This is a genomic window from Brevibacterium sp. S22, assembly GCF_004745485.1.
GTDB lineage: Bacteria > Actinomycetota > Actinomycetes > Actinomycetales > Brevibacteriaceae > Brevibacterium.
The window spans coordinates 1-26,315 of record NZ_RHFG01000042.1 but is presented as its reverse complement, the minus strand read 5'-3'; the positions used below and the strand labels follow the sequence as shown (position 1 = coordinate 26,315).

The 26,315-nt window shown below is 59.4% G+C and carries 19 protein-coding genes and 4 pseudogenes; 17 read left to right on the top strand and 6 right to left on the bottom strand.

Annotation, left to right across the window (positions count from 1 at the left end):
• Positions 1-516: 516 nt before the first annotated feature.
• Entirely contained in the window at positions 517-981 is a 465-nt protein-coding gene (locus tag EB835_RS19335) for a MarR family winged helix-turn-helix transcriptional regulator (protein WP_135811070.1), read from the bottom strand.
• A gap of 97 nt (positions 982-1,078) precedes the next feature.
• Between EB835_RS19335 and EB835_RS19330 the strand changes: the two genes are divergently transcribed.
• From EB835_RS19330 to EB835_RS19310, 5 genes are all read left to right on the top strand, one after another.
• A complete protein-coding gene (locus tag EB835_RS19330; RefSeq protein WP_168216795.1) occupies positions 1,079-2,518 on the top strand; it encodes an MFS transporter in 1,440 nt (479 codons plus the stop codon).
• A 169-nt stretch (positions 2,519-2,687) separates the two neighbouring features.
• The gene (locus tag EB835_RS19325; RefSeq protein ID WP_135811068.1) at positions 2,688-3,611 is read left to right on the top strand and encodes an ATP-binding cassette domain-containing protein; all 924 of its coding nucleotides are present in this window, start codon (positions 2,688-2,690) and stop codon (positions 3,609-3,611) included.
• Positions 3,608-4,429 carry an ABC transporter permease gene (locus EB835_RS19320; protein WP_135811067.1) on the top strand — a complete coding sequence of 274 codons (822 nt, stop codon included), beginning with the start codon at positions 3,608-3,610 and terminating at the stop codon, positions 4,427-4,429. Before EB835_RS19325 ends, EB835_RS19320 begins: the two co-directional genes overlap by 4 nt.
• A 29-nt stretch (positions 4,430-4,458) precedes the next feature.
• Complete coding sequence (locus tag EB835_RS19315) at positions 4,459-5,625, top strand: sensor histidine kinase (protein WP_168216794.1); 1,167 nt, start codon at positions 4,459-4,461, stop codon at positions 5,623-5,625.
• A 22-nt stretch (positions 5,626-5,647) separates the two neighbouring features.
• Positions 5,648-6,364, top strand: coding sequence for a response regulator (locus EB835_RS19310; RefSeq protein WP_135811065.1), 717 nt, complete (start codon positions 5,648-5,650; stop codon positions 6,362-6,364).
• 502 nt (positions 6,365-6,866) lie between these two features.
• Here the strand turns inward: EB835_RS19310 and bla are convergent.
• The 4 genes and pseudogenes from bla to EB835_RS19295 all read right to left on the bottom strand — a co-directional run bounded on the left by bla (position 6,867) and on the right by EB835_RS19295 (position 11,398).
• Positions 6,867-7,748 (bottom strand): class A beta-lactamase, encoded by an 882-nt coding sequence (bla, locus tag EB835_RS19305; RefSeq protein WP_240688869.1) that lies wholly within the window; start codon positions 7,746-7,748, stop codon positions 6,867-6,869.
• Positions 7,749-8,547: 799 nt separating this feature from the next.
• Positions 8,548-8,870, bottom strand: a pseudogene (locus EB835_RS20725) (IS1380 family transposase); the annotation flags it as partial.
• Between the two features lie 927 nt (positions 8,871-9,797).
• A pseudogene (locus EB835_RS19300) lies at positions 9,798-10,636 on the bottom strand (transposase).
• A 165-nt stretch (positions 10,637-10,801) separates the two neighbouring features.
• Positions 10,802-11,398 carry a TetR/AcrR family transcriptional regulator gene (locus EB835_RS19295; protein ID WP_135811063.1) on the bottom strand — a complete coding sequence of 199 codons (597 nt, stop codon included), beginning with the start codon at positions 11,396-11,398 and terminating at the stop codon, positions 10,802-10,804.
• A gap of 132 nt (positions 11,399-11,530) precedes the next feature.
• Here EB835_RS19295 and EB835_RS19290 point away from each other — a divergent pair, with 132 nt between their 5' ends.
• Positions 11,531-13,072, top strand: a complete 1,542-nt coding sequence (locus EB835_RS19290; RefSeq protein WP_346763168.1) for an FAD-dependent monooxygenase — start codon at positions 11,531-11,533, stop codon at positions 13,070-13,072.
• Between the two features lie 178 nt (positions 13,073-13,250).
• A pseudogene (locus EB835_RS19285) lies at positions 13,251-14,530 on the top strand (IS1380 family transposase).
• A 335-nt stretch (positions 14,531-14,865) separates the two neighbouring features.
• Here EB835_RS19285 and EB835_RS19280 read toward each other — a convergent pair.
• Positions 14,866-16,077 carry a PucR family transcriptional regulator gene (locus EB835_RS19280; RefSeq protein WP_135811062.1) on the bottom strand — a complete coding sequence of 404 codons (1,212 nt, stop codon included), beginning with the start codon at positions 16,075-16,077 and terminating at the stop codon, positions 14,866-14,868.
• 541 nt (positions 16,078-16,618) lie between these two features.
• On the opposite strand from EB835_RS19280, the gene EB835_RS19275 reads away from it, so the two are divergent.
• The 10 genes and pseudogenes from EB835_RS19275 to EB835_RS19235 form a co-directional block, all read left to right on the top strand.
• Positions 16,619-18,193 (top strand): peptide ABC transporter substrate-binding protein, encoded by a 1,575-nt coding sequence (locus EB835_RS19275; protein WP_135811061.1) that lies wholly within the window; start codon positions 16,619-16,621, stop codon positions 18,191-18,193.
• Positions 18,194-18,264: 71 nt separating this feature from the next.
• Positions 18,265-19,647: a murein peptide amidase A gene (locus EB835_RS19270; RefSeq protein WP_135811060.1), complete on the top strand. Its 1,383-nt coding sequence runs from the start codon at positions 18,265-18,267 to the stop codon at positions 19,645-19,647.
• The gene (locus EB835_RS19265) at positions 19,644-20,570 is read left to right on the top strand and encodes an ABC transporter permease (RefSeq protein WP_135811059.1); all 927 of its coding nucleotides are present in this window, start codon (positions 19,644-19,646) and stop codon (positions 20,568-20,570) included. Before EB835_RS19270 ends, EB835_RS19265 begins: the two co-directional genes overlap by 4 nt.
• Complete coding sequence (locus EB835_RS19260; RefSeq protein ID WP_135811058.1) at positions 20,563-21,456, top strand: ABC transporter permease; 894 nt, start codon at positions 20,563-20,565, stop codon at positions 21,454-21,456. Before EB835_RS19265 ends, EB835_RS19260 begins: the two co-directional genes overlap by 8 nt.
• Positions 21,453-22,865 (top strand): serine hydrolase domain-containing protein, encoded by a 1,413-nt coding sequence (locus EB835_RS19255; protein WP_135811057.1) that lies wholly within the window; start codon positions 21,453-21,455, stop codon positions 22,863-22,865. Before EB835_RS19260 ends, EB835_RS19255 begins: the two co-directional genes overlap by 4 nt.
• Positions 22,862-23,365 (top strand): GbsR/MarR family transcriptional regulator, encoded by a 504-nt coding sequence (locus tag EB835_RS19250; RefSeq protein WP_135811056.1) that lies wholly within the window; start codon positions 22,862-22,864, stop codon positions 23,363-23,365. Before EB835_RS19255 ends, EB835_RS19250 begins: the two co-directional genes overlap by 4 nt.
• Positions 23,358-24,188: pseudogene (locus EB835_RS20880) on the top strand (ABC transporter ATP-binding protein); the annotation flags it as partial. The gene EB835_RS19250 and the pseudogene EB835_RS20880, both read left to right, overlap by 8 nt.
• Positions 24,189-24,197: 9 nt before the next feature.
• Entirely contained in the window at positions 24,198-25,001 is an 804-nt protein-coding gene (locus EB835_RS20875; protein WP_346763169.1) for an ABC transporter ATP-binding protein, read from the top strand.
• 16 nt (positions 25,002-25,017) lie between these two features.
• Positions 25,018-25,650, top strand: a complete 633-nt coding sequence (locus EB835_RS19240; RefSeq protein WP_135811054.1) for an FMN-binding negative transcriptional regulator — start codon at positions 25,018-25,020, stop codon at positions 25,648-25,650.
• Positions 25,647-26,315, top strand: a 669-nt coding sequence (locus EB835_RS19235) for an amidohydrolase family protein (protein WP_168216793.1), incomplete at its 3' end; no start/stop codon positions are given. The genes EB835_RS19240 and EB835_RS19235, both read left to right, overlap by 4 nt.

The following is a 26,315-nucleotide window of genomic DNA, read 5'->3' as shown; positions in this document are numbered from 1 at the left end:
GGTTCTTGGCTTGTCGAAGATCAAGCTCCACCGTACAGAATGGCACTTCTCAAGTGAGGCGTAGCCTCATTGCCAGCATTGCCATCGATCCCACTTGCGAGACACTGGTTTCTCCGTCCGGAGCATTTTTTCTCCGGGAAACGATCCACAGCAGCTACCTCGACCGCAAACTCGCCGAAGCCCAGTCAGCATAGCTGCCACCACGCTCCCAACACGACCTGTCAAAAGTCGTCCTCGACATCGCGACGGCCCTCGCGCTCGACGGAGACTGCATATCCGATATCGCCGACATACGATCACAACCGACACCGTTCGGCCCCGTGGCCTCCGACCCAACCGTGTCGCGATTGTTGACCAAGCAGGCTGAAGATATTGACGACGTAGTCGCTGCGATCCGTGAACTGGATCGTCTCACGCGAGCTCGTACTGGAGATTGTGACCACCGATGCTGGCAGATGGGTCAGGCGTATATCCGGATCCAGACGGCCTGAGTCACCAAGGTCGAACATGGTCAGCTCAGTCAATCGAATGTCGTTGCAGCTGACTGCTAATGCCGTCGGTAAGGACTCGTAGTGAATCCGTAAACGCTTCACGCTGACTTTCGTCCCAATTTTCGATCACATCATCGAGGAGGCCGAACAAAGCATCCTGATAGTTCTCGGCCACCATTGCCCCACTTCCGGTTAAGTTAACCAGCCGAGCGCGGGCATCGGCGGTGTCCACAACCCTCTCCACCAGACCGCACCGCTGCAAGATATTAACGTGACGAGTAACGTGTGGCCCTTCAACCCCCATCTGCTGAGCAATGTCACCCACACGCATCGCCCGCCCGCCCATCCTCAGAGTGACCAGAATCGTCATAGACGGGCGCTCGATCGAGACACCCGAACGAGCCGAAGCCCACTCAAACAACTGGGACTTGCTCAGCAAGGCACCAAGTTGCTGCAGCAAGGGCCAAACATCTCGCTCAAACTGTGACATCGGCACCTCTCCTTGAACTAATACCTAACTTAGGTATATGGTTTACTTGTCCGAGTATAGCCTGCCCGGACTCCCGAGACAAGGAGAGAACCAACTCATGAAGACTTCCGATGCCCCCGCGCTGACCGGCGCCCGCTCCAAACTATTGGTAGCTGCGCTCGCGTTGATCTCAGCAGTGGCAGCCTTGCAGCAGGCCGTCGTTATCCCGATCCTTCCCAGGCTAGTGACCGCCTTCGACTCCCCCCTCACGTCGGTCTCCTGGGCATTGACGGCCAGCCTGCTCGTCGGCGCGATCGCAACCCCGATCGCCGGGCGACTCGGCGACATGCTCGGCCACAAGGTTGTCCTCACCGTCGTCGTCGCCCTCTTGACCGTCGGTTCCATCTTGGGTGCGCTATCGACCTCGCTCCCGGTGTTCATCATCGCGCGCGTGCTACAGGGCTTCGCCGCGGCCGTGATACCACTCGCGATCGGATTACTACGCACCAACCTGCCACCTCAACGGATACATTCCGGCATCGGCATCGTCTCGGCCACACTCGGCGCAGGCAACGGCGTCGGTCTGCTCCTCGCCGGAGTGATCTCCGCCCTCATCCCCGGCTACGCCCCCCTATTCTGGATCATCACCGCGCTCTCCGTCCTCGCCCTAATACTCGCTCTCACCTGCATCCCCTCGACTGATGTCCGCCGCTCAGGAACCCTTGATATTCCTGGCGCAATTTTACTCAGCAGCGCGCTCGTGGCCCTCTTACTCGCCATCAGTCAAGGCCCTGACTGGGGCTGGAGATCAGCAGCGACCCTAGGCATGTTCGGTGCCGCTATTGTCCTCGGAACTCTCTGGGTCATTGTCGAACGTCGAGTCAGTGACCCGATCGTGGATATTGCAATGCTCATCGACCCACGCACAGTAGGTGCCACGCTCGCATCGCTATTTCTTGGATTCGGCCTCTTCGGTGCTTTCGTGCTCGTCCCGAATCTCGTACAAACTCCGACGACCGCCGGGTATGGTTTCGGCGCGACCGTTCTGGGCGCAGCCATCTTCTTGATGCCCACGACGATTCTCATGCTCGGGATCTCTTTGGTCTCTGGACGCCTCATCAAACGGTTCTCGGCATCCGCCGTTGTAGCGCTCGGAGGTCTCTGCACAGCCATCGCGCTCGTTTTCGTCGCACTGTTCCACAACGAACAAGTCAATATCTATATCGGGACGACGATCCTTGGACTCGGCATCGGCCTAGCATTCGCGGCCCTTGGAATCATGGCCGTCGAACACGTACGCCCAGACCAAACCGCCACCGCCAGCGGCATAAACAGCCTCGCCCGCCTTATCGGTGGATCCATCGCCTCTCCCACCATCTCAGCAGTCCTCGTAGCCAGTTCCCCCGTCGGAGCAGCAATGCCCACAATCAACGGTTACGTCGCCGGATTCACGATCGCAGCCATCGGAGCCGCAATCGCCGCAGCCATCGCAGCGACTTCGGCGAGGTCAGCAAGAAAAAAGGGTGCATCCAACAAACAACTTACCGCCAACGCCTGACGCGCGGGCTGAAGAAGGTGCAGTGGTGAGGCGCGTCGCGAGCCACCGAACCCCGCACCCGTTGCCCTGGTGTAGTACCACGGTAGGCAGCCTGTGGTACTGACAGCGGCTAGCAAGTATGTACCACGGCTAGATACGAAAGGTTCCTCACGGGAAATAGCGTGTAACCATGATTGATGCAGAGAACTTGACCAAACGATACGACGACAAGGTCGCTGTCGATGACCTTTCCTTCACCGTCCGCGCCGGAGCTGTCACCGGATTCCTCGGGCCGAACGGTGCAGGCAAGTCCACCACAATGCGCATGCTCGTCGGCCTGGACAATCCCACGGCTGGGAGGATTACCCTAGGAGGAAAGAACTACCGCACCCTTCCCGATCCGTTGCGGCATGTGGGCGTAATGCTCGATGCCCGAGCGGTGCATCCAACGCGCAGCGCCTATCACCATCTGCTAGCTGTCGCTCAGACCCACGGGTTTCCAAACAAGCGCGTGGACCTGGTCTTGGAGATGGTCGGGCTGGCCTCCGTGGCCCGTAAGCCAGCCGGCGGCTTTTCTCTCGGAATGAGCCAGCGCCTCGGCATAGCTACTGCGCTGCTGGGTGACCCCGAGGTTCTCGTCCTCGACGAGCCAGTCAACGGGCTGGACCCCGACGGAGTGCTCTGGATACGCGAGACGCTCTCTGACCTCGCCCGGGAAGGACGGACGGTTTTCCTCTCCTCGCACCTGATGAGCGAACTTTCGCTCATCGCCGAGGACCTGGTCGTCATCGGGCAGGGCAGACTGCTCGCTGCCGGATCGGTGGAGGACATCGTCAGTTCCGTCGCGCCCAGCACCGCTCATGTGGTGTCATCTGACGCCGCGGCGCTCGCTGCGGCTGTCCAGGGGACCGGCGTGAGAGTGACGTCCACCGATCGGGAGACTCTCGTCGTACAGGGGCGCAGCGCCCGGGAGATCGGCACGATTGCCGCAGCAGAAGGGATCACACTATTTGAGCTGACCACCCACCGGCTGTCCCTGGAAGAAGCGTTCATGCAGATCACCCGCAGTACCGTCGAATATGGCATTCACCATCGGGAGGTGGTGGCAGCATGACCGCCACCACCACAATCGAATCCGCGCCTATGCGCGAAGACCTTGGGACCGCGCGGATCACCACAGTCGGCTTGCTGAGATCCGAGTGGACCAAGCTGTGGTCCGTCCGCTCGCTCCGAATCACCCTGGCTGCGGCCTTCGCGCTGATCATCGGCCTGTCTTCCTACATGATCATCGATGGACAGGCCCTCGGCAGCGACGACGGCGCCGGGGACGTTCCGTTCGGTTGGACCGCGGTCTACCCAGTGGGGATGCTCGTTCTGGTCATTCTCGGAGTGCTGGCCATCACCAGCGAATACAGCACCGGCTCGATCCTTCCCTCCATGGTGGCCGCGCCGCGCCGTACAGGGGTGCTCCTCGCCAAAGCCGCGGTTCTCACCGCGGTGACAATAGTGCTGGGAGCGCTGACGTCAGTGCTGATGTACACGATGCTGCAGATCGCAGGCACCGTCCCGTCGGCCCGGGGGCTATCGTTGTTCGACCCCGACATGTTTTGGGGCGTTCTCGGAGGCACCCTCGTGCTGCCCTACGGTGTCCTGTTCGGACTCGCTTTGGGTGGACTCCTCCGTAACGCTGCCGCCGCTATCGCGCTGTATTTCGGCGTGTTCCAACTGGGCCCGCAGATATTCCCCGCGTTCCTGCCCGAAGGGCTCGTGGGCATCGTCGATTACATGCCTCTGGCAGCGGTCAACGTGATGCGGGCGGCCGGGCTGACCACTGAACCGTATGGGGTCAGCGTGGCTGTCGTCGTTCTGCTGACGTGGCTGGCCGCGCTCGGCGGCGCCACCTGGTGGCTCTTGAAGAGGCGAGACGTCTGATCGTCCGGGCTGGCGTGAGAATGACGACGATGGCAGGACTGTTGCAGCGGGTGCGTGCCTTCGATCGGCGCCACCCGCTTTGGTGGGATGTCACCGTGGCAGTCGCACTGGCGGCCATTTCGATCAGCACGACCCCGCAAGTTGATCTGGCGGGGGTTGTGCTCTTGATCCTCGCCGGGGTTGTGCTGCGGCGCCGTAAGCCATTTGCCGCGCTGCTCATCGTCCTGGCCGGGGCCGTGTGGGGAGCTGTCATCTCAGGTCTCACGGACGTCGGCGTTGCCTGGATGTACATGGCCGTGTGGATCGTGCTGTTCAATGTCGGGCTTCGAAAAGGCGGTCGACACATCGGGGCCGTCGGGGCGATGATCGCGGTGGTGGGGCTCGCCGCCTTCGTCGCCCCGGTCGATGCTATGCCCGTCGAGCTTCTGGATCGGATTCTCTCATCGTTGACCGTGACAGCCGTGTCCTCAGCGTCATACCTCGTCGGTTTGCAGATCAACAACCGCAGGCAGGCGCTCATCGCTCACCGACAGGAGGCAGCCAGAGAAGCTGTAATCACAGAACGATCGCGAATCGCGCACGAGATGCACGACATCATCGGACACAACCTCTCCGTGATCACCTCGCTCGCCAACGGCGGTACCGTTGCTGTGAAAAACTCACCGCCTGACGCCGAGCGCGCTTTCTACACCATCGGGGAGATCAGCCGGTCCTCCGTTCGGGAAGTTCGGCGCGTTCTGGCGGTGCTCCGATACGACCAGAGTCCGGACGGCGCCTCCCTGACTCCCCAGCCCGGACTGGCCGACATTGCCGCGCTCGTCGACACGGTCCGGGCGGCAGGTGTCCGTGTTGTCCTCGAACGCTCCGGCGACCTCGAAGGAATTCTGCCGGGGCGCCAACTCGTCGCCTACCGCATCGTGCAGGAGTCGCTAACCAACGTCCTGCGTCACACCGGCCCTCAGACAGACGTCACTATCAGGATCGCCTTCGAAGACGCATCCCTCGTGGTGCTTGTCGACGACAACGGTATCGGCTCGATGTCTATGCAGGGCGCCGCCCCCGCCGAACCGGGTCACGGCATCTTGGGGATGCGAGAGCGTGCTGAGGCCTACGGCGGCACGGTCGAGGCGTACCCCACCCGAGTCGGTTGGCGTGTACTGGCACAAATTCCTGACGATCGGAACCACGAACCGTGAGCGCAGGACGGAGACCCAGGCCATGACGATAACGATCCTGATCGCAGACGACCAACCGTTGCAAAGAATGGGCATGAAGATGTTCCTTGCTGGTCAGAGTGGCATCGACGTTGTCGGCGAGGCGTGCGATGGCAACGAGGCGGTTTGGCAAGCTGAAGAGCTTCAGCCAGACGTCGTCCTCATGGATATCCGCATGCCTGGTATGGACGGCATCGCAGCAACACGGAACATCGTAAGCAAGAAGGCCACCACGAGCGGTCCGTGGATACTCCTTCTCACGACTTTCGACTTCGATGAGTACGTGCTCGCTGGTCTCGAAGCGGGGGCCAGCGGATTCCTCACTAAAGATGCTGATCCGTCCGACCTGCTATCAGCAATCCGCGCGGTAGCGGTCGGCGATGCCGTGATTGCGCCCGCCGCCACCCGCCGTTTGATCGACCGACTAGCGTCGCATGGACGGCATCCTCCCTCGCAGTTGTCAGCCCAGGACCGCACCTCTGTGAAGCGGCTCACTACTCGCGAACGAGAGATTCTCATCGCGATCGGGCACGGCATGACGAACTCCGAAATAGCAGAACAGTTCTTCCTCGCGGAATCGACCGTCAAAAGCTACGTGGGCAGAGTGTTCACAAAGATTGATGCCCGCGACCGCGTGCATGCGGTCATCATCGCTTATCGCGCCGATCTCGTTCACACGAATGACTCAAAGGGGATCACTTATCGAACGTCAGCCACATGAACGATCCTGAGCATCGAATTTTCGTGCAAGACGAACATGAGATAACAACACACGAACCCAATCAGGGTGACCGCTGTAACAGAGAGCGCAGTACAAAGCTTTTGCGGCTTGCTTGTATGCCGCTAAATCCCGCCCGTCTCACGTAGGGTAGCTGATCGCTCCACTTGAGAGGCGGAGGTGCCGCGAGAGGGCTTCGATATCGCATCCCCGATTTGGACGGGGATCGTCGTCGCCATTATCGTACCCCTAGTGTTCACCGTATAGCTATTCCAGTGCCGAGTATGTCAATCAGAACGCCGGTCGCTGATTTGCGCTTTGAAGCGTCAGCCCGTGGCTAACCACTCGGAGCCCGCGAGGCTCGGCGGATTCAACCGGTCGTCGCTACAAAAGCGACTTGGACCAATTGTATTTGCTCGGCGAACACTTGGGCCAACGTTAGCCAGAGGCTTGCTCTCGCATTGCTTCGATGCATTTCAGCTCTTACCATGCCGTTCCGTTCTTATCATTCGAAGGCACCGAGAACTGTCTCTGCCGCTGCCTCGATGAGGGCCGGCCCTTCCTCCGAGTCTGAGTCGTCACTTTCGGTGAACACGGTGATAACGATGGGGTCCTCGTCCGGAGGATAGACGACGGCGATATCGTTCTGGATGGCGTCGGAGCGCCCCGACTTGTCCTTCACCGTCCATCCCTCCGGTGCACCGGCACGGATCAGGAAATCACCAGTCTCGTTGTCTGACATCCACTCGAGCAGCACTTGGCGATCGCCGTCAGCCAGACGATCCGGATCGAGCAGCCCCTGGAAGTCGGAGGTGTAGGCTGCCGGGGTCGTCGTGTTATCGGAGCTACCCGCCTCGATGTCGTTGAGATCCGGTTCCCCGTCGATGACCTCGGTAGTGGGATCGCCGGCATCTTCAAGAGCCTCATCCAGCCCCTGGGGCCCCCCGATCTCGTTGAGGACGATATTCATCGCCGCATTGTCACTGACGCGCACTGCGCTCTCAGCAACGTCGGCCAATGGCAGTCCAGTGTCGACGTGCTTCTCAGTCACCGGAGTCCATCCGGCTGCGTCGACATCAGCTTGGGTCCATGTCACCCTTTCATCGAGTTCTTCGTCTGCTGTGCGCGCAAGCAGCTCAGCCACCGCGAACACCTTGAGCGTAGAGGCGAAGCCGAAGCGCTCATCGGCCCGGTAGTCGATGGTGGAACCGTCTCCTGTGTCGACGGCGCTCACTCCGATCCGTGCCCCGAAATCCTGTTCAAGCGTCTTGAGATCGGCAGTGATCTCCTGCTGTTGGGTTCGGTCCGGTGTCGGTGATTGGCCGGCAGTTTCCGATTGTGCGCCGGTGGGTGAGCAGCCGGCGGCCAGAGCCAGGGTCAATGTCATCGTTGCCAGGATTTCCACTGGTCGTCTGTTCATCGGATCGATCCATTCTCTCGTCAGTTTGCTGTGAACCAGTCTGCATCTGTCTGCTCATGCAGTCGAAGACGCTTCCTTCCATCTTCATATCGAAAACGCATACCAGGTGGTGACGGACCTGGTTGAAGCCTGCCGCACCTTTACCGCGGTCAGTAAACACGGCAACACTACGTTCTGAGCAGCAGGCAACGGAATTCCACAACCGGCCGCCAGCCGTCGCATCGCCGGGCTGGAAAATCAGTTCAGTACTTGGCTGTTCGACTGATCTCGACATGGCGTCTGAGTCTGACTTCGTTCGGAGTGAACACGCTCGTCTCCGCGAGGCAGTTGGTAGACGGCACGGACGCAATAGTTCTGATACCGACATGCAGTAGCTGAGTCAGTCTTCCTCAGCGTTTAGATTTAGGTCAGCGTTTAGGTTTAGGCTCGTGCTTTAAAGCTGTAATCGCCGTTTACGGAAACCCTCATAGCCATTGCGTCGAGTTCCATTCCGGCTCACCGGCCCGAAGGGTTGGTGAGCTCACGACAGGCCTGTCCCGAGCTGCGTTGCGGACTGTCCCCACACAAGAAGGAGATGACTATTGCTGCTGGGTGCGCTCACCAGTCTGTGAAGCTGCAAATAGTGCGAATCTCCGACCCGAGAAGAATGCGGCCAGGTGTCTCCGGTGATGCCGCAATACCTACCTCGATTTTTCATGGGGTGACTTCCCACAGCTGGTCCGGGCCGCCGGCCCGGAATCCTTCCCGACTCGACCGACCACGACCACAAAGTACTCAGCCCGGAGTAGCACAAGCGCAGGCGCTTCGTCTCCCACCGACGCTCTTCATGCTCACCGAAGCCGAGCAGTCCCGGCCAGTCGGAAATCTCGCCCGCAAAGGCGGCAATAGCAAGCCAGATGCGGTTCTGGTCGATCCCCTTTAAGGGGAAGATGCCCAGGCCGGAATCCTTCGCGATCCGGATGTGATCCTTACACCGAGCTCGGGACCGATGCCGGACCTCGAGATCGCCAACTGAGGGCCCCGAGTGTTCGCCGCGTACGTCGTCAACCAGTATCCATCGACGTCGGTGAACCGTAGCTGAACGCCCGGGCGCGAGCGGGCGCCCGGGCAATTGGGTGAGGACCTGTTTGACAAGGGCTATCTGATCATCTGCCGTATACGATTCGTGTTGCGCGATCGCATGAGTTCGGCGATTTGGCCGGGTCATGAGTGGTGCACGGCTTTCTTCCACGGCGTTAATGATTCTTTCAGTGCCTGGTCGAGGACGAATGCGCGGATGGTTTCGGTGATGCGAAGGCCACCAGCTTGGGCACAGGTGTTCACGGGCCGGACTGGATGTGCAGTGCCGGGCAGGTGGGAGTAGATTTCACCAGGAAGGTGCTATCAATCCAGAGGCTGTGGTTGTTGTCGCAAACACCATTCCTACTGGTCAGAGGCATCTTTCTTGTATACGTTCGCCTGCTGGAGGGCTCCATTCATGAAACCCAGAGGTTAGGATGCCAGAGACACCCTTCCGTCGCCTGAGGTTCTTCCGGCACCCTCCCCTGTACACATGAGATCCATGCGGGGAGGCGGGCATCGAATCTGATAGCCCCACGTCACGTCTCGAAGGTGAAGGTCGTCAACACTGAGGAGCTGGCCAGTTCCCTCGTCCAGATATGGCGGCCTCAATGGATTTGTTCGGCGACCGATGCCTAGTTGCGAGAACTTGTAGCTCACCACCAAGTATTGCGCCATTGACCCGCCCTGACCTCAGTCCCGCTGTTATTCAAGGATATTCGAACATCAATGCGGCGCCGCAATGCCGATAGTCAGACCACCGGTCACCAGATGCTCAGAAAACTGAGCAATTTCGCGGTCATGCCGCCGCCTGCGGAGTCGCCACTCGAAACGGTGGCTCAGTGTCAGCGCGATGCGCCGTGAGGTGCCGCAAAAGGTAAGAGAGGTTTGCGGCCGCCAAGTAGGTGCTGGCCCAGTGCACACTGTTTGTGACTAAGAGGTTACGCGGATCGGGCGCTACCGACAATCGTACTGCTTGACGGGCCGCGATTCCCATCTACACCGAGTCCAAGCTTCCTTGAGCAATCGTTTGACTATGATGATCGCGTTTGCCAACCGAACCCACGCGGACTGTACCCCCGCTGTCCGATCGAGCCCGATCTGAAGAAGCCCGAATCCGCGTGTATGCCACGAATTCGTCCGCTCGATCATCCATCGCCTGATGAGGTTGATCTCGATGAATCTCTCTTTCGGCGAGATCTTCCATTCGCATCCCAGTAGAGTCAGCAACTCTCGAGTCTTCGCCGAATCGTATCCGGCATCGAGGTCGATACGGATACGCTCGGAAAGAGAGAACCCGAACCGTGACAGACAGTCCAGGGTCGGTGCCAGCAGTGGTGAGTCGTGTCGGTTTGCGCCATCGAGGACGAGCCCGATCGGGATGCCGTGTCCCTCGGTCCGCAGTGATCGTTTCTGTCCGGATTTGCCGCGATCGGTCGGGTTCGAACCGGCGTTGTCACCACCGCAGGGAACTTTCACGCAGCACCCATCGATGCTGAGATGAGTCAGATCAAGGCCAATGATTGCGTCGAAGGAGTCGATCACGATCGACTCGAGTGCAGTGAAGGCTCCGGCACGGAACCATTCGTGCCTGCGGGTTCGTAACGTCGCCGCAGAAACCCTCTCATCAGCGTGTTTGGTGTAGGAGCCATCGAGGCCTAGGCGGTCGACGAGTTTGGTGAACACGATCCAGTCCGGAACTCGTCGGCGGCGCCAGCAGCCCAAAGGATGAGCGTTGTTGACCGACGGCAGGAGTGCCATAGTGGGTCGATGACAGAAGATGGGAATGTGGGCACGGGGAAGTCGTCCTTTTGTCTTCGATTGGTTAGTTCGCACTTGCATCGAAGCTGACGCTTTCTCGTGCTCACCTTAGCGACACACCCGAGAGCGTGATTCGAGGTTTCACTCCCTATCCGCGCAACTTCAAAGTCGGCATTTCGCTCTCTGGAATCGGTCTTCTCTCAACATGCAGTGTTCAGGTGCACCTGGACTGCCGGAGAAGTGTGAGACACGAGGGTCTCAAAATCGAGCTCGGCAATACATGGAATCCGAGTGAGGTATCGAGCAATAGCCACGCCGAGCAGTTGAGTCACGGCGAAACTGAATCCCGTTCGACGATCGGAAATGAGCGAATCGATTTCGGGGCTAGCGCCCGCTCCCATGAGTGCTTCCCCTAATCGCGCACCAGTGCCTTCGTAGTTCACCGATGCTCGAGCCAATGCATGCATCTGCGCGCTCGTCGCGGTATCCTCCCACAGACCGAGGTATGCGCGAGTCAGCCGCTCTCCTTGACTGTGAAGCGGACTCGACAGCGCCGTTGTCACTATTTCGGCCGCCGACTCCGGCAATTCAACTGTGGCGGCAAAAAGTCCGTCTTTGCTGCCGAAATGACGCGCAATCAGCGCGACATCCACTCCAGCTTGAGCAGCGATCGAACGCAGTGTGACACTGCGGAATCCCCGCGATGAGAACTCTTCACGAGCCGCAGCGAGCAGGCGCTGCTTGTTCCTGTCGCCCATGCCGGCTGGTCGGCCAGTGCGCTTTCCGTTCTTTGCCATGCCATCATCATACTTGAAGTCAACGTATGTTGACTTAATGATATAGACCGTCGAGAATAGTCATGTAGCCCGAGTCTCGGGTTTCGACATCGGCATGCAACACGTGTCGAGCACAAACAGAGGGGGTGGCTCGTGGCCACAGTGACCGTTCGTGATCTCCCAGTAATTGATACCGAAGTCTTGGTCGTGGGTGCCGGCCCAAGTGGCCTGATGGCAGGATTGGTATTGGCTCGGCGGAGGATTCCGGCTGTGGTGATCGACAGCAAGTCGGGACCTACCCGGGAGTCGAGGGCCGTAGCCGTGCAAGCCAGGTCGATGGAGATCTATGATCAGCTTGGGATCGTCCAGGAAATACTTGACGGCGGAAATCCGGCAGCTCGCATGCAAATTGGCCAAGACGCAGGTCTTCTCGGTTTCAGCCTGGAATCGACGCAGTCAGGTTCGACTGATTTCCCGGGCATTCAGATCTTCGAGCAGAGTCGCAATGAAGAGCTTCTGTCCTCGGCGCTCGATGAGGCAGGCGCGTCAGTACGGTGGCAATGTCGACTGGTCGCCGTAATCAATAATGGTGGAGCAGACGACGGCAGTGTCGAGGCGCTGGCAGAAAGTCCAGACGGGCTGTTCCGTATTCGATCGAGGTGGTGCATCGGTGCCGATGGTGCTGGTTCGACCATTCGTCAGGAGATCGGGGCGTCTTTCGAAGGCGTCACCAATGGTGCGACTTTCTACGTCGCCGATCTGTACGGTGTTTCGGGACTACCGGAAAATACCCTGGCAACGAGATTCGGAGACACATCATTCGCAGTTCTACTACCCCTTGGTCCGGATGGCCACGGGCGGATCATCTCTATGGTGCCGGGCGAGTCGATCGATCAGGAAACTGCTCTGGCCCGCGCGCAGTCCGATCTGGGAATCAGTCATACACATGTGGATTGGTTCTCGAGCTACAGAGTCCACCACCGAGTGGCCTCACGATTTAGAAGAGGGGCGATGTTTCTGGTCGGGGACGCTGGGCACGTCCATTCCCCGGTTGGAGGCCAGGGCATGAACACTGGTCTTCAGGACTCACACAATTTGGCTAACCTCCTCGCTGACGTGGCTCATGAGCACGTGGACCAGCAGTCCTTGGACCGTTACGAGAAAGAGCGCAGGCCCGTCGCAATCAAACTCGTCAAAGTCACTGACCGGGCCTTTGGCGTGATTGCCCGCCGAGGAAGAGGGATTGCCTTGATGCGACGGGGGATCGGCGCGGTCATGGCCCGCCTTGCCCCGAAAATCCTCCGAGGCGCTTTGGGAGCGCGAGCTGGGGGGCTACTGGGACAATACCGAATACGTTATCACTTCCTCCCCGCCGAAACGGAGAGCCCAGGCTGGGCTAACGATACGATGGTCGGTTTGCGACTGCCACGGGCGAACAGCAATCTCGAATCGTTGCGTTCATTCACCTGGCAGTTGCATAGTTATGGCGGCAGCTCAATTTCTCGCCCGGACGTCCCCAGCTGGTTCGACGGCCCATATCAGTTCGGCCCTGATATTCATCGACGGTTGCATTCCGATCGGCTCTACATCATTCGTCCGGACGGTTACGTTGCTGCGTCCGTACCGATCAAGGCGGGGACAGCTGACCAAGAGATGCTGCGGTCGGCGCTACGCGCTCACCGAGTGATCCATTGAACTATGTTTTGGCAGACAACAAGGTTAGCCTTGATGCACCGATGCGGGTAGCTGTTCCAGGTTGCGTGTGAAATGGAAATGCCCCTCCTGAACTGGGTAAATGGTGGTGTTCGAAGTCTCCATATCCCACCCAGAAAGGGGCACCTCTCAGGTGCTATTCAATCACATCGCCGCAGCCGTGTCCCATTCCTTCGATGATGAGAACCTCACCGCCGCTACAGGGCTGGCCCCGATCATGGCGCCGGCCCAGAACGCCGGCCTAGTCGACATCGCCGACGACAGGTTCACCGTGTCTACGCGCCCTCGACTCTGGGTTCGTTCCTGCGATCGTTCGCCTTCGGCCACGTCAGGCAACTCGACGCAATCTCTCCTCCCGCTTCCTGACCAACCTCAACGAGCACACACCGCTGCTTCCCACCGACCAGGACAACGCACAGGCTTCGATGATCTTCGTCGATATCGATGCTCCCCCAGCACTCCGTGCCGGGAGGCACCCTTTCCGTCATCGATGTTCACTCCGCGTCGAAGCAGGGAGCCAGGTTCGGCTACCAAGGCAGTCGTGGGCTCAACGCACTGTTGGCGACCACGTCGACTGGCGACTCCAGCCAGATCATCGTCGGCCAGCGCCTGCGCAAAGGCTCAACCTCGTCAGCCTGGGGTACTGACAAATTCGTCTCCGATGCCCTGGCCACCACGACCCGAATCAATTCCGGCCTCCCTGTCCTGGTCAGGGCTGACTTGGCATACTACTCATCAGCAGTAGTCAAAGCCGCCCGAGATGCCGGGGCGGATATGTCGATCACAGCATGCATGGACAAGAAGGTCACAGCAGCGATCCAGGCGATCAGCGACGATGCCTGGACTGACATCGCCTATCCCGAGGCGATCTACGATGAAGAGACCGGGGCCTGGATTTCGACGGCTGAAGTCGCCGAAGTCCCGTTCACCTCGAAGAAGAAGTCCCTGCAGGCTACGGGCCGTCTGGTTGTTCGCGGCATCCCGGAACTCAACGAGACCAAACGCACTGCTGGGCAGGACCCCTTGTTCGACTTGTTCCGCTACCACGCATTCTTCACCACCGTTGACCGGCAACGTTTCGACACTGTCGCTGCCGATCAAGTGCATCGCAAGCACGCGATCATCGAACAGGTCAATACGGAGCTGAAGAACGGGGCGCTGGCGCATATGCCTTCCGGGGTGCTCAACGCCAATGCCGCCTGGGTGGTCATCGCCGCGATCGCTCACAACCTGTTGCGGGCTGCGGCCGGACTCATCGGCGGACGAATGACCAAAGTCCGAGCCCAAACACTGCGCACACGCATCATCAGCATCCCGGCCCGAATTGCCCACCGGGCCAGGAAGTTGGTCCTGCACCTGCCGAGACGGTCGCCGTGGGCGACGAAATTCGCACGACTATGGAGAGCGGCTCTGAGTCCACCGACGACAGTATTGTCCTGACCGATCCGCTCCTGCTCGAGCATGACGCCGCAGGGCCTGGAGGAGACCTTGGGCAACATTTATGTGGAAGAGACCGGTGAGAGACCGGGGCACTACCTCCTGCCCATTGGTCGTGTCCGAGCTCAAATTCGAGTGAGCCCCCGGACATCAAGCAGATCGGTGCATCAAGGGTTAGACAGGAGGCCTGACTTGGTCCTCGAATTCACAACAGGTGCACGCCAAGTGCACCGGATACTCGACGCCACACCAGCGCCTGTCAGCCCCACTTGGCAAATGATAAAGGATCGCCAGCCTGGTCTTACGCAGAGAGTTCAGGGAGTTCACGAGAAGGTCGATCACCGATACTCGATGAGGCGGGCGATTTTCAGACCCAGATGCAGATTGAGGCGGTCATCACCAGAAGACAAGCTCAGCCCAGTAGTCTCTTGGATACGTTTGAGTCGGTAGTATAGGCTCGTGCGGTGGATATGCAGCTTCTCAGATGTGCGCTTCACCTCTCCTGCGTTGTCGAGAAAGATTTCAAGCGTGCGGACCAATTCGTCGTTCGTGGTGGTCGCGGAATCAATAAGCCTGCGTAGGCCAGAGGGTATATTGGTGGTGAGTTGTTCGATAGGCATTTCAGCGAGTAGGCCGTATATTCCGAGGTCGTTATGGTGCACTACTGGACCGAGTATTCGTACTATTTGCGCGACCTCAGCCGCTCGACGGGCATGCGTATAGGCTAAGTTGACACTTTGGAGAATCTGGCAGGTTCCGCTGGCTCCGATCCAGCAACTGGTTTCTTCTCTTGTTTCTGCGAGAACGTGATCGCGGATGGCCGTGCCAAACTCGAGGCTGGGTGCTCGGGCAAGCGTCTCACTCTGTGCGATCAGCAGGATGGCATGATCTGCACGCTCAAGTGTCAGGGAATGTCGTTGAGGGAGGCGCTTGCGCCCGAACTCCATCCCAGCCGCAAGTGCGAGGTGGTCCTGGTCGGTCAGCTTCTCGTCGGTTGAAGTCAGCTGCACGACTAAGCTGCTAACTGGCTGGGAGACGAACAGGTTCTCAGCGATGAGTTGCTCAGCCGCATGTGCGCATGTCGTCGCATCGCCGGTGAGCAAATCACGGGTGAGTTCGCGTTCGCGTCCGCGAGCGAGCTCTCCGAGAAGATGTTCTCGGTGCAGAATCAACCCGGCAGTTTCGGCCGCTTGGCGCAGGGCGTCAGCTTGTTCGGCGTCAATATTGCCTTCAGAATTGAGCAGCCAGAGGAATCCTAATAATGTTTTCTGATGCCGAATAGGCATCCCGACGCGGGTGATGTCCACGCCGAGTTCTGGTCGCGCCGGGAGCTCGAACAGGTCGATAGCGGCGTCAGCGCCGCATTCGTAGGCATACTCGCGCAATGTCCGGGGGACGTCTCTTTGCATGATTGATCCGGTGCGGGCTGTATCGACCTCCGTCTGGTGGGCGGTATACGCCATCAGTCGCAATTTTGGATCATCAATGGCTACGGACCGGTGCAGTCGGGTGCCCAGGTTGTCGACCAACCGTTGGAGTTCTGATGACATGTTTAGGAGAATACCTCAACGCTTCAACGTTTGAACCGTCATTTGTGTTGTTGCTTATCATCCGTTGCTAGACATGCGATATATTGTGTCACATTTCTGGGTGACAGCATTCTCAAAGAAGAAGAGATCATGTCGTCGATCGATCCTAGCCATCCTGGATCTAACCAACGAATCGCTGATGCGGCCGAAAAGTACTGGCGCCTGGAACTCGACAATGATCCTCAGCTGCCTGCAATTGCCGGCCTCCCGATCGAACGACTCCCCAGTTGGGCTACGACGACGCTCTGCAGCGTGCTAACCGTGGCTGTCAAATGGCCGATGATATTGCCGATATCGACCCAAAGCCCGTTATCTGAGCGTGACTCTCAGCGTCCACCCCTGGCCGCCGTCTGCCTTGACTGTTTAATATTTTTTGAACTTTCTGAGGATTCCCTATTGACTAACGCGATTCTACGGTGTTGGCTATAGGTATCGCCGCAGGGTTGCGGAGCGCAGTGTCGGTTGCACAGCGGTGCTGCACGCATTTCAATGAGGAGATTCGATGAGAACACTGCGCTTTTCCATAGTTGCCGCATTGACAGTCGCTGTCACACTGTCTGCCTGTTCGAGTGGCGGTTCCGGTGAGGGCGACCGTTCGATCAGCGTCGGTGTCACCGATCCGACAACCCTTGTTCCCGCACGACAGTCTGTGGCTTTCGACTTCAGTGCAGCCGTGTGGTCGCCTCTGACTTTCGTCAGAGCGGACGGAAAGATCGACTACATCCAAGCGGAATCGATCGAAAGCGACGATTCAGTTACGTGGACGGTCACTTTGAGGGATGGGTGGACGTTCCACGACGGGACGCCGGTGAACGCACAGAGTTATATCGATTCGTGGAATGCCGCGGCTTATGGACCGAACGCTTTTGAGAATGCGGGACAACTGGCGAACATTGTGGGGTTTGATGACCTCAATCCCGAGAAGGGCAAACCGTCAACGACGGAGATGTCCGGACTCCAGCTCGTTGATGACCTCACCTTCAAAGTCGAGCTCAAAGACGCCGACAGCCAGTTCCCGCTGCAAGTGAGCCAAGCGCAGACCGCCATGTTTCCAATGCCGGAAAGCGCCATGAAGGATTTCGACGCCTACACCAAGCATCCTGTCGGCAATGGCCCGTTTGAAATGGACGGTGACTACACCGAGAACCAACCTTTCACAGTCACCGCCAACAACGATTACGCCGGCGATGACCCCACCGTCGATTCCATCACCTTCAAGCCCTACACCGATCTCTCCACGGCGTACACGGATGTTCGCGCTGGCAACCTCGACGTAGCATCCGTCCCTCCGAATCGTCTTCCCCAGTCAGAAGCCGACTTCGGTGACAGTCTGTACACCTTTGAGGCACCAGGCATTTCATTCCTTGGTCTCCCGCTGTGGGACGAACGATACAAGGATGTAAAAGTGCGACAGGCCATTTCAATGGCCATCGACCGGGATTCCATCAATGACGTCATCTATGGCGGGCAGTTTGTTCCCGCTGATGCCTTCACACCTTCGATTGAGCCAGGAACCCCCGACGGCCTGTGTGGCGACTATTGCAAGTACGATCCGAAGTCAGCGAAGAAGCTCCTCGACGAGGCTGGAGGCTTCGACGGTGCGATGGAGATCTATTATCCGGGTGGTGGCGGCGACGATGATCTCTACAACGCGATTGCGAACAATCTCCGCCAGAGCTTGGGAATCGACGTGACAGCCCGACCGAGTGCCGATTGGGCTGAGTTCCTCGACAACCGAACCGCCGAGAAGGTCGACGGTCCGTTCTTTTCACGATGGGGTGCGCTGTACCCGAGCCAGCAGGCAACGCTGCGCCCTCTGTTCGTCGAGAACGGAGGATGTGCAAACTGCGTTCCCTGGTACACAGACGAAGTCACTGCAGCGATCAGAAAGGCGGACAAAGATGACGACGGTACCGGCGAGGCATATGCAGACGTCCAGGATCTGCTGCTCGAAGATTTCCCGGCACCTCCCCTGTTCTTCGAGACCTACTCTTATGTCACTTCGGACAAGATCGCCGATCTCCCCACGTCACCGGTCGGCAATCCGCAGCTAACGAAGGTCAAGCTCACCGACTGAGCCTGCGCCCCAGGAGCCCACCGGGAGCCACGCCCGAATTCCACCGACACATCAAAAAGGACCAGGACGTAATGCAGACACAGAAGACGTCGAATCCTCGGCTCTCGAGAATCCTTGGACGAGCTGAGAAATTCGACCCGGTGACGTCCTTTCCGAAGGTCGACGAACTGCTGGAGGATTTCGATGACCGGGCCGAACATGAGCCAGGTGTTCACAAGCGACGCATCGGAACTTCCCGACTCGGAGAGGCTATCCACGAGTTCATCATCGGAGACGGCACACGGGACGTCATTGTCGTCGGCGGCGTTCACCCAAACGAGCCGATCGGTTTTCACACCGTAGCACGATTGGCAGATGCCCTCGTCGACGATCCTTCAACGGTAATGGGCCTCACGTGGCATATCATCCCCTGCATCGACCCTGATGGCACTCGCCTCAACGAAGGCTGGTTCTCAGATCCGTCGCGACGCACCCACTACGCTCGACACTTCTACCGGCCCGCACCGGATGAGCAGATCGAATGGTCATTTCCCTTCACTTACAAACGCGCCCATTTCGATGCCGTCATCCCTGAAACATTCGCTCTCATGAGACTGATCGATGAGACCTCACCGATCCTCTTGGTCGGCCTCCACAATGCCGAGCTAGGAGGCGTCTACTACTACCTCAATCGGCACCTTCCGGGCGCCGTCGATTCGCTCCATGACATTCCCGCCCACTTCGACCTCCCGCTCGAAACCGGTGAACCCGAGTCTGCCGATGCCTATGCCTACGGTGCGGCGGTCTACCACGCTCCGCTGAGCCTTGAACGGTACGACGACCTGGAGAATCAAGGCCTCGACCCGGCCGCTATCATCGGCGGCGGAAGCAGCGCCGACTACGTCGCACGCCATGGATCACTCACCTTTGTGGCAGAGTTGCCCTATTGGACACATCCCGACGCCCTAGACAACGCACCCAGCAGTCGTTCATACGACGACGTGCTCGCTGAAAAAGCAGAAGGACTGCACAACCTCGGCGAAGAACTTCAGCGGGTCTTGAATTCGGCAGAGCCTCACCTTCACCAGAACACACCGTTTCTGCGCGCAACTCGCGCTTTTGTACCGCTGATGACCGAAACGGGAGATGCTGAAGCACGACGGGCCGCATGGCCGGAGAGTAGTCGGGAAGCGACCGTCGCCGAAGCTTTCACCAATGACGATCTCGTGCGGTGCTTTCGGCTGCGGTACGGCGGGATGCTGTTGCGTGCCCTTCATGCCGAGGTGTACGCCGGAACGGCACACCCGCGCCTCCGACGGATCTGCGATGAATTCGAGGAGACCTACGAATCGTGGCTCGCCGAGGCCGAGTCCGTGCGTGATCTGACGACCTTGCCCATCGAACAGCTGGTCGGGGTCCAATACGCATCGACACTTGAAATCGCCGCACTCATCGTCGACGAGAGCGACCAATGATTCGATACGCGTCCAGAAGGATTCTCGAACTGGCGATCGTCTTCGTCGGGGTCACATTCCTCATCTATCTCATGGTCTTTTCGCTTCCAGGCGATCCCATTGCAGCGCTCGGCGGCAACCGGCCGTTACCCGACAACGTGGTCGCCCAGTTACGTGATCAGTACAATCTCAACGATCCCATCTGGCTGCAGTACCTTCGCTACATCGGCGGCCTCTTCACCGGAGACCTAGGTACGACGTTCGATGGCGCATCCGTGTCCTCGCGAATGGCGGCACGGTGGCCGGTGACCATCACGCTCGCACTGACGGCATGGGGTATCGAGATCATCATCGGCATCGGTCTCGGCCTCATCGCCGGACTGCGCCCGGGAGGGGCCGTCGATCGCACGATCCTCACGGCAACGATCATCGCGACTTCAATACCGGTGTTCGTGCTCGGAGTCGCAGCACAGTTGCTCTTCGGACTCCAGCTCGGGTGGTTTCCGGTCGCCGGTGTCTCCGATGGGTGGCCAACCGCCTACCTGCTGCCGGCAGTTGTCATCGCGGTATTCGGACTCGCTGCGGTGTCTCGACTCATGCGCGGCAGCGTCGTCGATACGATGCGCTCCGATTTCGTGCGCACGCTCGTGGCCAAGGGCATGCCGAACAGCTCGATCGTCGGACTTCACGTATTGCGCAACTCCGTCGCCCCAGTGCTCACGTTCCTGGCCATCGATCTCGGGTTTCTCCTCGGCGGTACCGTCGTCATCGAGGGAATCTTCAATCTCCCCGGGATCGGTCAGCTTCTCTTCGACGGTATCCGCACACATGAGGGGCCGACCGTTGTCGGTGTCGGCACTGCACTCATTGTGATCTTCCTTGTCATCAGTGTCGTCGTTGATCTCATCAACTCCGCTCTCGACCCGAGGATCCGACATGACTGAGCAATTCGTCGATCAGAGAGAGCTGACCGGAGCAGACGCGAATCGTAGCGTCTGGGCCAGCCTGCGCTCACGACCTCTGTTCTGGATCTGTGCAGTGGCCTTGGGCCTGCTCGCGGTCATCGCCATCATGCCCGGAACTCTCGCGGGTCTCTTGAGCACTTCAGACCCACGAGCGTGTGAACTGTCGCTCAGTGTCAAGCCTCCGAGTGCGGCACACCCATTCGGAACCGATATCCAGGGTTGTGACATCCTGGCGAATGTCTTCTACGGCGCGCGGACTTCACTGCTGATCGGATTCGTCGCGACTGCACTATGCGCCATCGTCGCCCTGGTCCTCGGCACGAGTGCCGGGTACTACGGCGGCCTTGCGGATCGCATCATCTCGCGACTCACCGACGTCTTCCTCGGTTTCCCATTCCTGCTGGGCGCAATCGTGGTGCTGAACAGTGTGGCAACTCGATCCGCTCTAATCGTCGCTCTTGTACTCGCCCTCTTCACCTGGCCGACACTCGCCCGTCTCGTCCGCAGCTCTGTACGCAGCGTCCGTGAAAGCGAGTTCGTTCATGCAGCGAGCGCGGTCGGTATGACGGACGGACGGATTCTGCGAGAGCACGTCGTTCCCAACTCTCTCGGGCCGGTGCTGGCCATCGTGACCACAATGGTCGGAAACGTCATCGTGGCCGAGTCCACACTGACATTCCTCGGAGTTGGCCTTCGAACGCCTTCCATCTCTTGGGGACTCCAGCTGGCCACCGCACAATCGTACTTTCAAACGGCCCCGCACCTGCTGTTGTATCCGGGGCTCTTCCTCACCCTGACCGTGCTCAGTCTCATCACCCTGGGTGACATTCTTCGTGACGCCCTCGACCCGAAAGGACGGAAATGACCGCCACCCCTGCAGATGCGATACGCTCCATCTCCCAATACCTCGAATCCTGGCTCGCCTTTCGAGGAGAGTACACCGGGACTCCGGGCCTCCAGGCCTCAGTGCGGGTCGGCGGCGACCTGGTCCTCAACACCGCGTGGGGAGATGCAGATTCCGTGAGCAGGGTGCCGATGACCACGAAACATCTGTTTCGCATCGCCTCACACTCGAAGACCATGACGGCAACCGCGATCATGCAACTGACCGAGTCGGGAAGCCTGCGGCTCGATGACACTGCGGCCTCCCACATCCCCGAGCTCGAAGGGACAGAGGCTGGACGCGTCACCATCCGCGAACTCCTCGGGCATCAGGGCGGCGTGATCCGTGACGGTACCGAGTCCGACTTCTGGCAGCGTGGCTATGATTTCCCTGATCGCCAGGCACTGATCAAGTGCCTGCGCGCCGAAGGCACCGTCTACGGCACCAATGAGCATTTCAAATACTCGAATATCGGCTATTCACTGCTCGGCGCAATCATAGAAGCCGCGTCCAACCGACCGTACAACGAATATGTCACGACGGAGATCGTCAACCGCCTCCACCTTAAGGACTTCGGTCCGGAATATGTGGCGGACCGTGCCGAAGACTTCGCGGCGGGCCATACTGCACGACTCACTCCTGCAGATCCCCGTCAGAGGATCGGCCACGTCGACACTCGCGCAATGTCGCCTGCCACCGGATGGTACTCCACAGCTGCCGACCTCACTCGGTACGCAACCGCTCACAGCTTCGGCGATGAGTCGCTGATCAGCGACAAGAGCAAACGGATGATGCAGCGCGAGGAATCACGGGTGAAACCGCGAGATGAGGTCGTCGGTCGCTATGGTCTCGGCTTCGACCTGCGCAGCCTGGGCGATCGGGAGGTCATCGGTCACAGCGGCGGCTACCCCGGTCACATCACGAGGACCTGGATCGACCCACATGACGGGATCGCTGTCAGCGTTCTCACCAATGCGATCGATGGTCACGCTGATCCGTTCGCAACCGGACTCTTCTCGCTCATCGACCTTGCTCTCGATGAGACGAGTCCGAAGACCGACCGCGATCTCACAGAATATTCCGGACGTTTCGCCTGCATGTGGGGAGTCGTCGATATCATCCCGTTCGGCGGCAGACTCCTCGCGATCGATCCGCGGCAGCCGGACCCGGCGAAGGCCCATCAGACGTTGTTGATCGACGAAGACACGATCCGCACAGAACTGATGCCCGGCTTCGGTCCGACTGGGGAGTCGATCCGCTATGAGCGAGACGACGCCGGTGAGATCACGTCCGTCAGTATCGGCGGAATGACTCACTGGCCCTTAGATACATACCGGGAGGCGCTCCATTCGGGCAATCCCCAGCCGATTCTTGAAAAGATGTCCCTATGACTGATTCCCACTCCACGGCCCCACTTGAACTCACGCAGGAGTCTCGGGCATTCATCGACGATTTCGCGACTGCATTCTCGGCTATGAACGCCGGGCGTATGGTCGGCCGAGTGCTCGGCTTGATGCTTATCGTCGATGAGCCGTACCTGTCGTCGGAACAGATCGTGCAGGCGCTGGGTGCCAGCGCAGGCTCCGTTTCCACTGCCACGCGCGAACTGCAGACAGTCGGATTCATCAAACGGCACACTGTGACCGGCGACCGACGACACTACTTCCGTGTCGAGGACGACGCGTGGGGCGCCTTCCTCGCAGGTGAGCGCGTTTACCTCCGGCGCATGTCGGCAGCGTTCAAAACCGGGCTCAGCGAACTCCCCGACGAAGCCGAATCGCCACGAAAGCGACTTCGAAACGCGGCACGATACATGGATTGGCTCGAAGGCTACCATCGCCAGATCCTCAACGACTGGGAGGCTTACCGTGACAGAGAAGACAATGAGTGAGAACCAATCAACGACCGTGCTCTCCGTCCGAGACCTCTCCGTCGGCTTCCGCGTCGGGGGCCAGCTCATCGAGGCAGTCCGCTGTGTGAACTTCGACTTAGCTGCAGGTGAAGCACTCGCGATCGTGGGCGAATCAGGATCGGGAAAGAGTGTCACCTCACTGGCCGCTCTCGGGTTGCTGCCTCCCAATGCGGAGATTGCCGGCGAAATTCGCATCGGTGGCGTCGACGTGATCGGGGCTGGACCCGCCGGACTCGCCTCAGTGCGCGGAACATTGGCCGCCATGATATTCCAAGACCCATTCGGCGCACTCGATCCGGTCTTCACTGTCGGTTACCAGCTCACCGAAATGCTCCGCCATCACCGACGTGAGATGTCGAAACAAGAACGGTCGCAGCGGGCTGTCGAGCTCTTGAAACTGGTGGAGATACCCGAGCCCGAAGTCAAACTCGCTTCGTATCCCCACCAGTTGTCAGGGGGTCAGGCCCAGCGCGTCATGATTGCGATCGCGCTCGCCTGCGACCCCGCAGTTCTCATCGCGGACGAACCGACGACTGCGCTGGACGTGACAGTTCAACGTGACATCCTCGATGTGCTCCACCGCCTCCGGGAACGGCTTGGGACTGCGATCGTGATGATCACTCATGACATGGGGGTCGTAGCCGATTTCGCCGACCGGGTTGTCGTGATGCGCGACGGCCGTGTTGAAGAGACGGCTCCTTCAAGGCAGCTCTTCTCTGCACCGCGGGCCGAATACACGCGTGCCCTGCTCGCTGCTGTCCCTCGGATCGGGGCAGGGCAGCGAGAACACCTTCCCGAGGACGAACGGACTGTGCTTGAAATCGAGAATCTCACTGTCGAATATCGAGGGCGTCGAGGGCGCAATATCCGATCAGTTGACGATGTCTCCTTTCGCATTCGTGAAGGCGAGATGCTCGGTCTCGTCGGCGAGTCAGGATCGGGCAAATCATCCATCGGAAAGAGCATCATCGGCCTCGCACCAGTCTCAGGTGGCCGCATCACCATCAGCGGACGAGACATCAGCGCCCTGTCCCGCCGTGAAATGCGTAAGCTCAAGTCGCACATCGGATTCGTCTTCCAGAACCCCTCCGGAGCCTTGGACCCGCGTCGCACGATCGGCCAGGCGATTGCAGCACCGCTTCGTGTACACGACTCGCTGACAAGTGCGCAGCTCTCCGACCGCGTGTCGAAGCTCCTCGAATCAGTCGAATTGCCAGCCCATTGGTCGGCCCGATACCCCCACGAGCTTTCGGGAGGACAGAGCCAGCGGGTCTCGATCGCCCGTGCACTGGCGCTCGATCCGTCGCTGCTGATCGCCGACGAACCGACATCTGCCCTCGACGTCTCCGTTCAAGCAACCGTACTCGACCTACTGCGACGGTTGCAGCACGAATTGCACTTTGCATGCCTGTTCATCAGCCACGACCTGGCCGTCGTGGATTCACTGTGCGACCAAGTACTCGTCTTGAAAGAAGGAGTCAGCGTCGAACACGGCGAGCGAAGCCAGATCCTTTCCTCGCCACAACACCCCTATACCCACCGCCTGCTGAGCGCCGTACCTTACCCCGACCCGGACAAGCAGCGACGGCGCCGAGAAGATCCATTGGCCGGCTGAGACAACAGGAGTACACATGCTGCAGACCGAACACTTCATCACGACCGACGAAACTGAAGTCAAGAGGCTCGTCCGCGAAAACCCATGGGGCACATTCGTGGCCAACACCTCACAAGGCATCGTTGCGTCGCATTACCCGGTGCTGCTCGACAATTCAGACACCGAGGGCATCAGCATAGTGAGCCATGTGGGCAAACCAGACGATCAAAACCTCGAACTCGGAGAACGCGAAATGATGCTGATCATCCAGGGCCCACATGGTTATGTCTCCCCCGGCTGGTACGACCCCGACGACATCATTCCGACGTGGAACCACGTGACAGCGCACCTGTACGGCGTCCCCGAGCTGTTGTCGCCTGCCGAAAACTATGAGGTGCTCACACGACTGGTCGACACCTTCGAAGCACCGATGCCGGAACCACAGTCCATCTCGACTCAGGAGGAATTCACCCGCGGCGTTGCGCAGGGTACGGTCGGCCTGAGAATGCGGATCACTCGCTTCGAGGCACGCCTCAAGCTGAGTCAGAACAAATCGCCAGAAGTCCGCTCCAACATCGTCAACGGCCTGCGCGCGAGCGGCCCGTATTCGCAGCCTGCACTCGCCGACGAAATGGCAAGAGTCCCAGCTCTGTCCGAGGAGAATCTATGACCGACCTCATCTTGGCCGATGCTCGCGTGATGTGGCGTTCCCCTGAGCTGCGCGACCTCCTGATCCGCGACGGTCGTATCGCGGCAATCACTCCCGCCGGATCATCGGTTCTGCGCGACACTGCGGCCAACGCCGAACGCATCGCTGTCGATGGTCGCACCGTCGGCGCCGGACTATGGGACCACCACATCCACATGAACCAGTGGGCCCTTGCAAGAAGACGCGTGGATGTGTCCGCAGCCGAGTCCGCCGCCCATGCCGCCGCTATCGTGCGCGACCACCTCTCTGGGTCACCCGAACCACACGGATCAGTGCTCGTCGGATACGGCTTCCGCGACGGCCTGTGGTCCGATAAGCCAACGGCGGACCTCCTCCGAGTCGGAGATACCGCGGTCGTGCTGATCAGCGGCGATCTGCATGCTGCTTGGTTCAATACCGTTGCAGCTCAATTGCTCGGAGTGCCGGCCGACATGGGGTGTGTATTGCGAGAAGCTGCCGCGATCGAGCTATCGGCACGAGTTGGCGAAGTATCAGCTGAGCTGCTCGACACTTGGGTTGCCGAGGCTTCTCAGGCGGCTGCGAGGAGAGGCGTGGTCGGGGTCGTCGACCTCGAGATCGACGATGCGCCAGCGCAATGGCGTCGTCGCAGTGCACAGCGCACGACG

Coding starts and splice junctions, on each gene's coding strand:
- EB835_RS19335 (WP_135811070.1), bottom strand. CDS start 981: ATGTCACAGTTTGAGCGAGATGTTTGGCCCTTGCTGCAGCAACTTGGT.
- EB835_RS19330 (WP_168216795.1), top strand. CDS start 1,079: ATGAAGACTTCCGATGCCCCCGCGCTGACCGGCGCCCGCTCCAAACTA.
- EB835_RS19325 (WP_135811068.1), top strand. CDS start 2,688: ATGATTGATGCAGAGAACTTGACCAAACGATACGACGACAAGGTCGCT.
- EB835_RS19320 (WP_135811067.1), top strand. CDS start 3,608: ATGACCGCCACCACCACAATCGAATCCGCGCCTATGCGCGAAGACCTT.
- EB835_RS19315 (WP_168216794.1), top strand. CDS start 4,459: ATGGCAGGACTGTTGCAGCGGGTGCGTGCCTTCGATCGGCGCCACCCG.
- EB835_RS19310 (WP_135811065.1), top strand. CDS start 5,648: ATGACGATAACGATCCTGATCGCAGACGACCAACCGTTGCAAAGAATG.
- bla (WP_240688869.1), bottom strand. CDS start 7,748: ATGACATTGACCCTGGCTCTGGCCGCCGGCTGCTCACCCACCGGCGCA.
- EB835_RS19295 (WP_135811063.1), bottom strand. CDS start 11,398: ATGGCAAAGAACGGAAAGCGCACTGGCCGACCAGCCGGCATGGGCGAC.
- EB835_RS19280 (WP_135811062.1), bottom strand. CDS start 16,077: ATGTCATCAGAACTCCAACGGTTGGTCGACAACCTGGGCACCCGACTG.
- EB835_RS19275 (WP_135811061.1), top strand. CDS start 16,619: ATGAGAACACTGCGCTTTTCCATAGTTGCCGCATTGACAGTCGCTGTC.
- EB835_RS19270 (WP_135811060.1), top strand. CDS start 18,265: ATGCAGACACAGAAGACGTCGAATCCTCGGCTCTCGAGAATCCTTGGA.
- EB835_RS19265 (WP_135811059.1), top strand. CDS start 19,644: ATGATTCGATACGCGTCCAGAAGGATTCTCGAACTGGCGATCGTCTTC.
- EB835_RS19260 (WP_135811058.1), top strand. CDS start 20,563: ATGACTGAGCAATTCGTCGATCAGAGAGAGCTGACCGGAGCAGACGCG.
- EB835_RS19255 (WP_135811057.1), top strand. CDS start 21,453: ATGACCGCCACCCCTGCAGATGCGATACGCTCCATCTCCCAATACCTC.
- EB835_RS19250 (WP_135811056.1), top strand. CDS start 22,862: ATGACTGATTCCCACTCCACGGCCCCACTTGAACTCACGCAGGAGTCT.
- EB835_RS19240 (WP_135811054.1), top strand. CDS start 25,018: ATGCTGCAGACCGAACACTTCATCACGACCGACGAAACTGAAGTCAAG.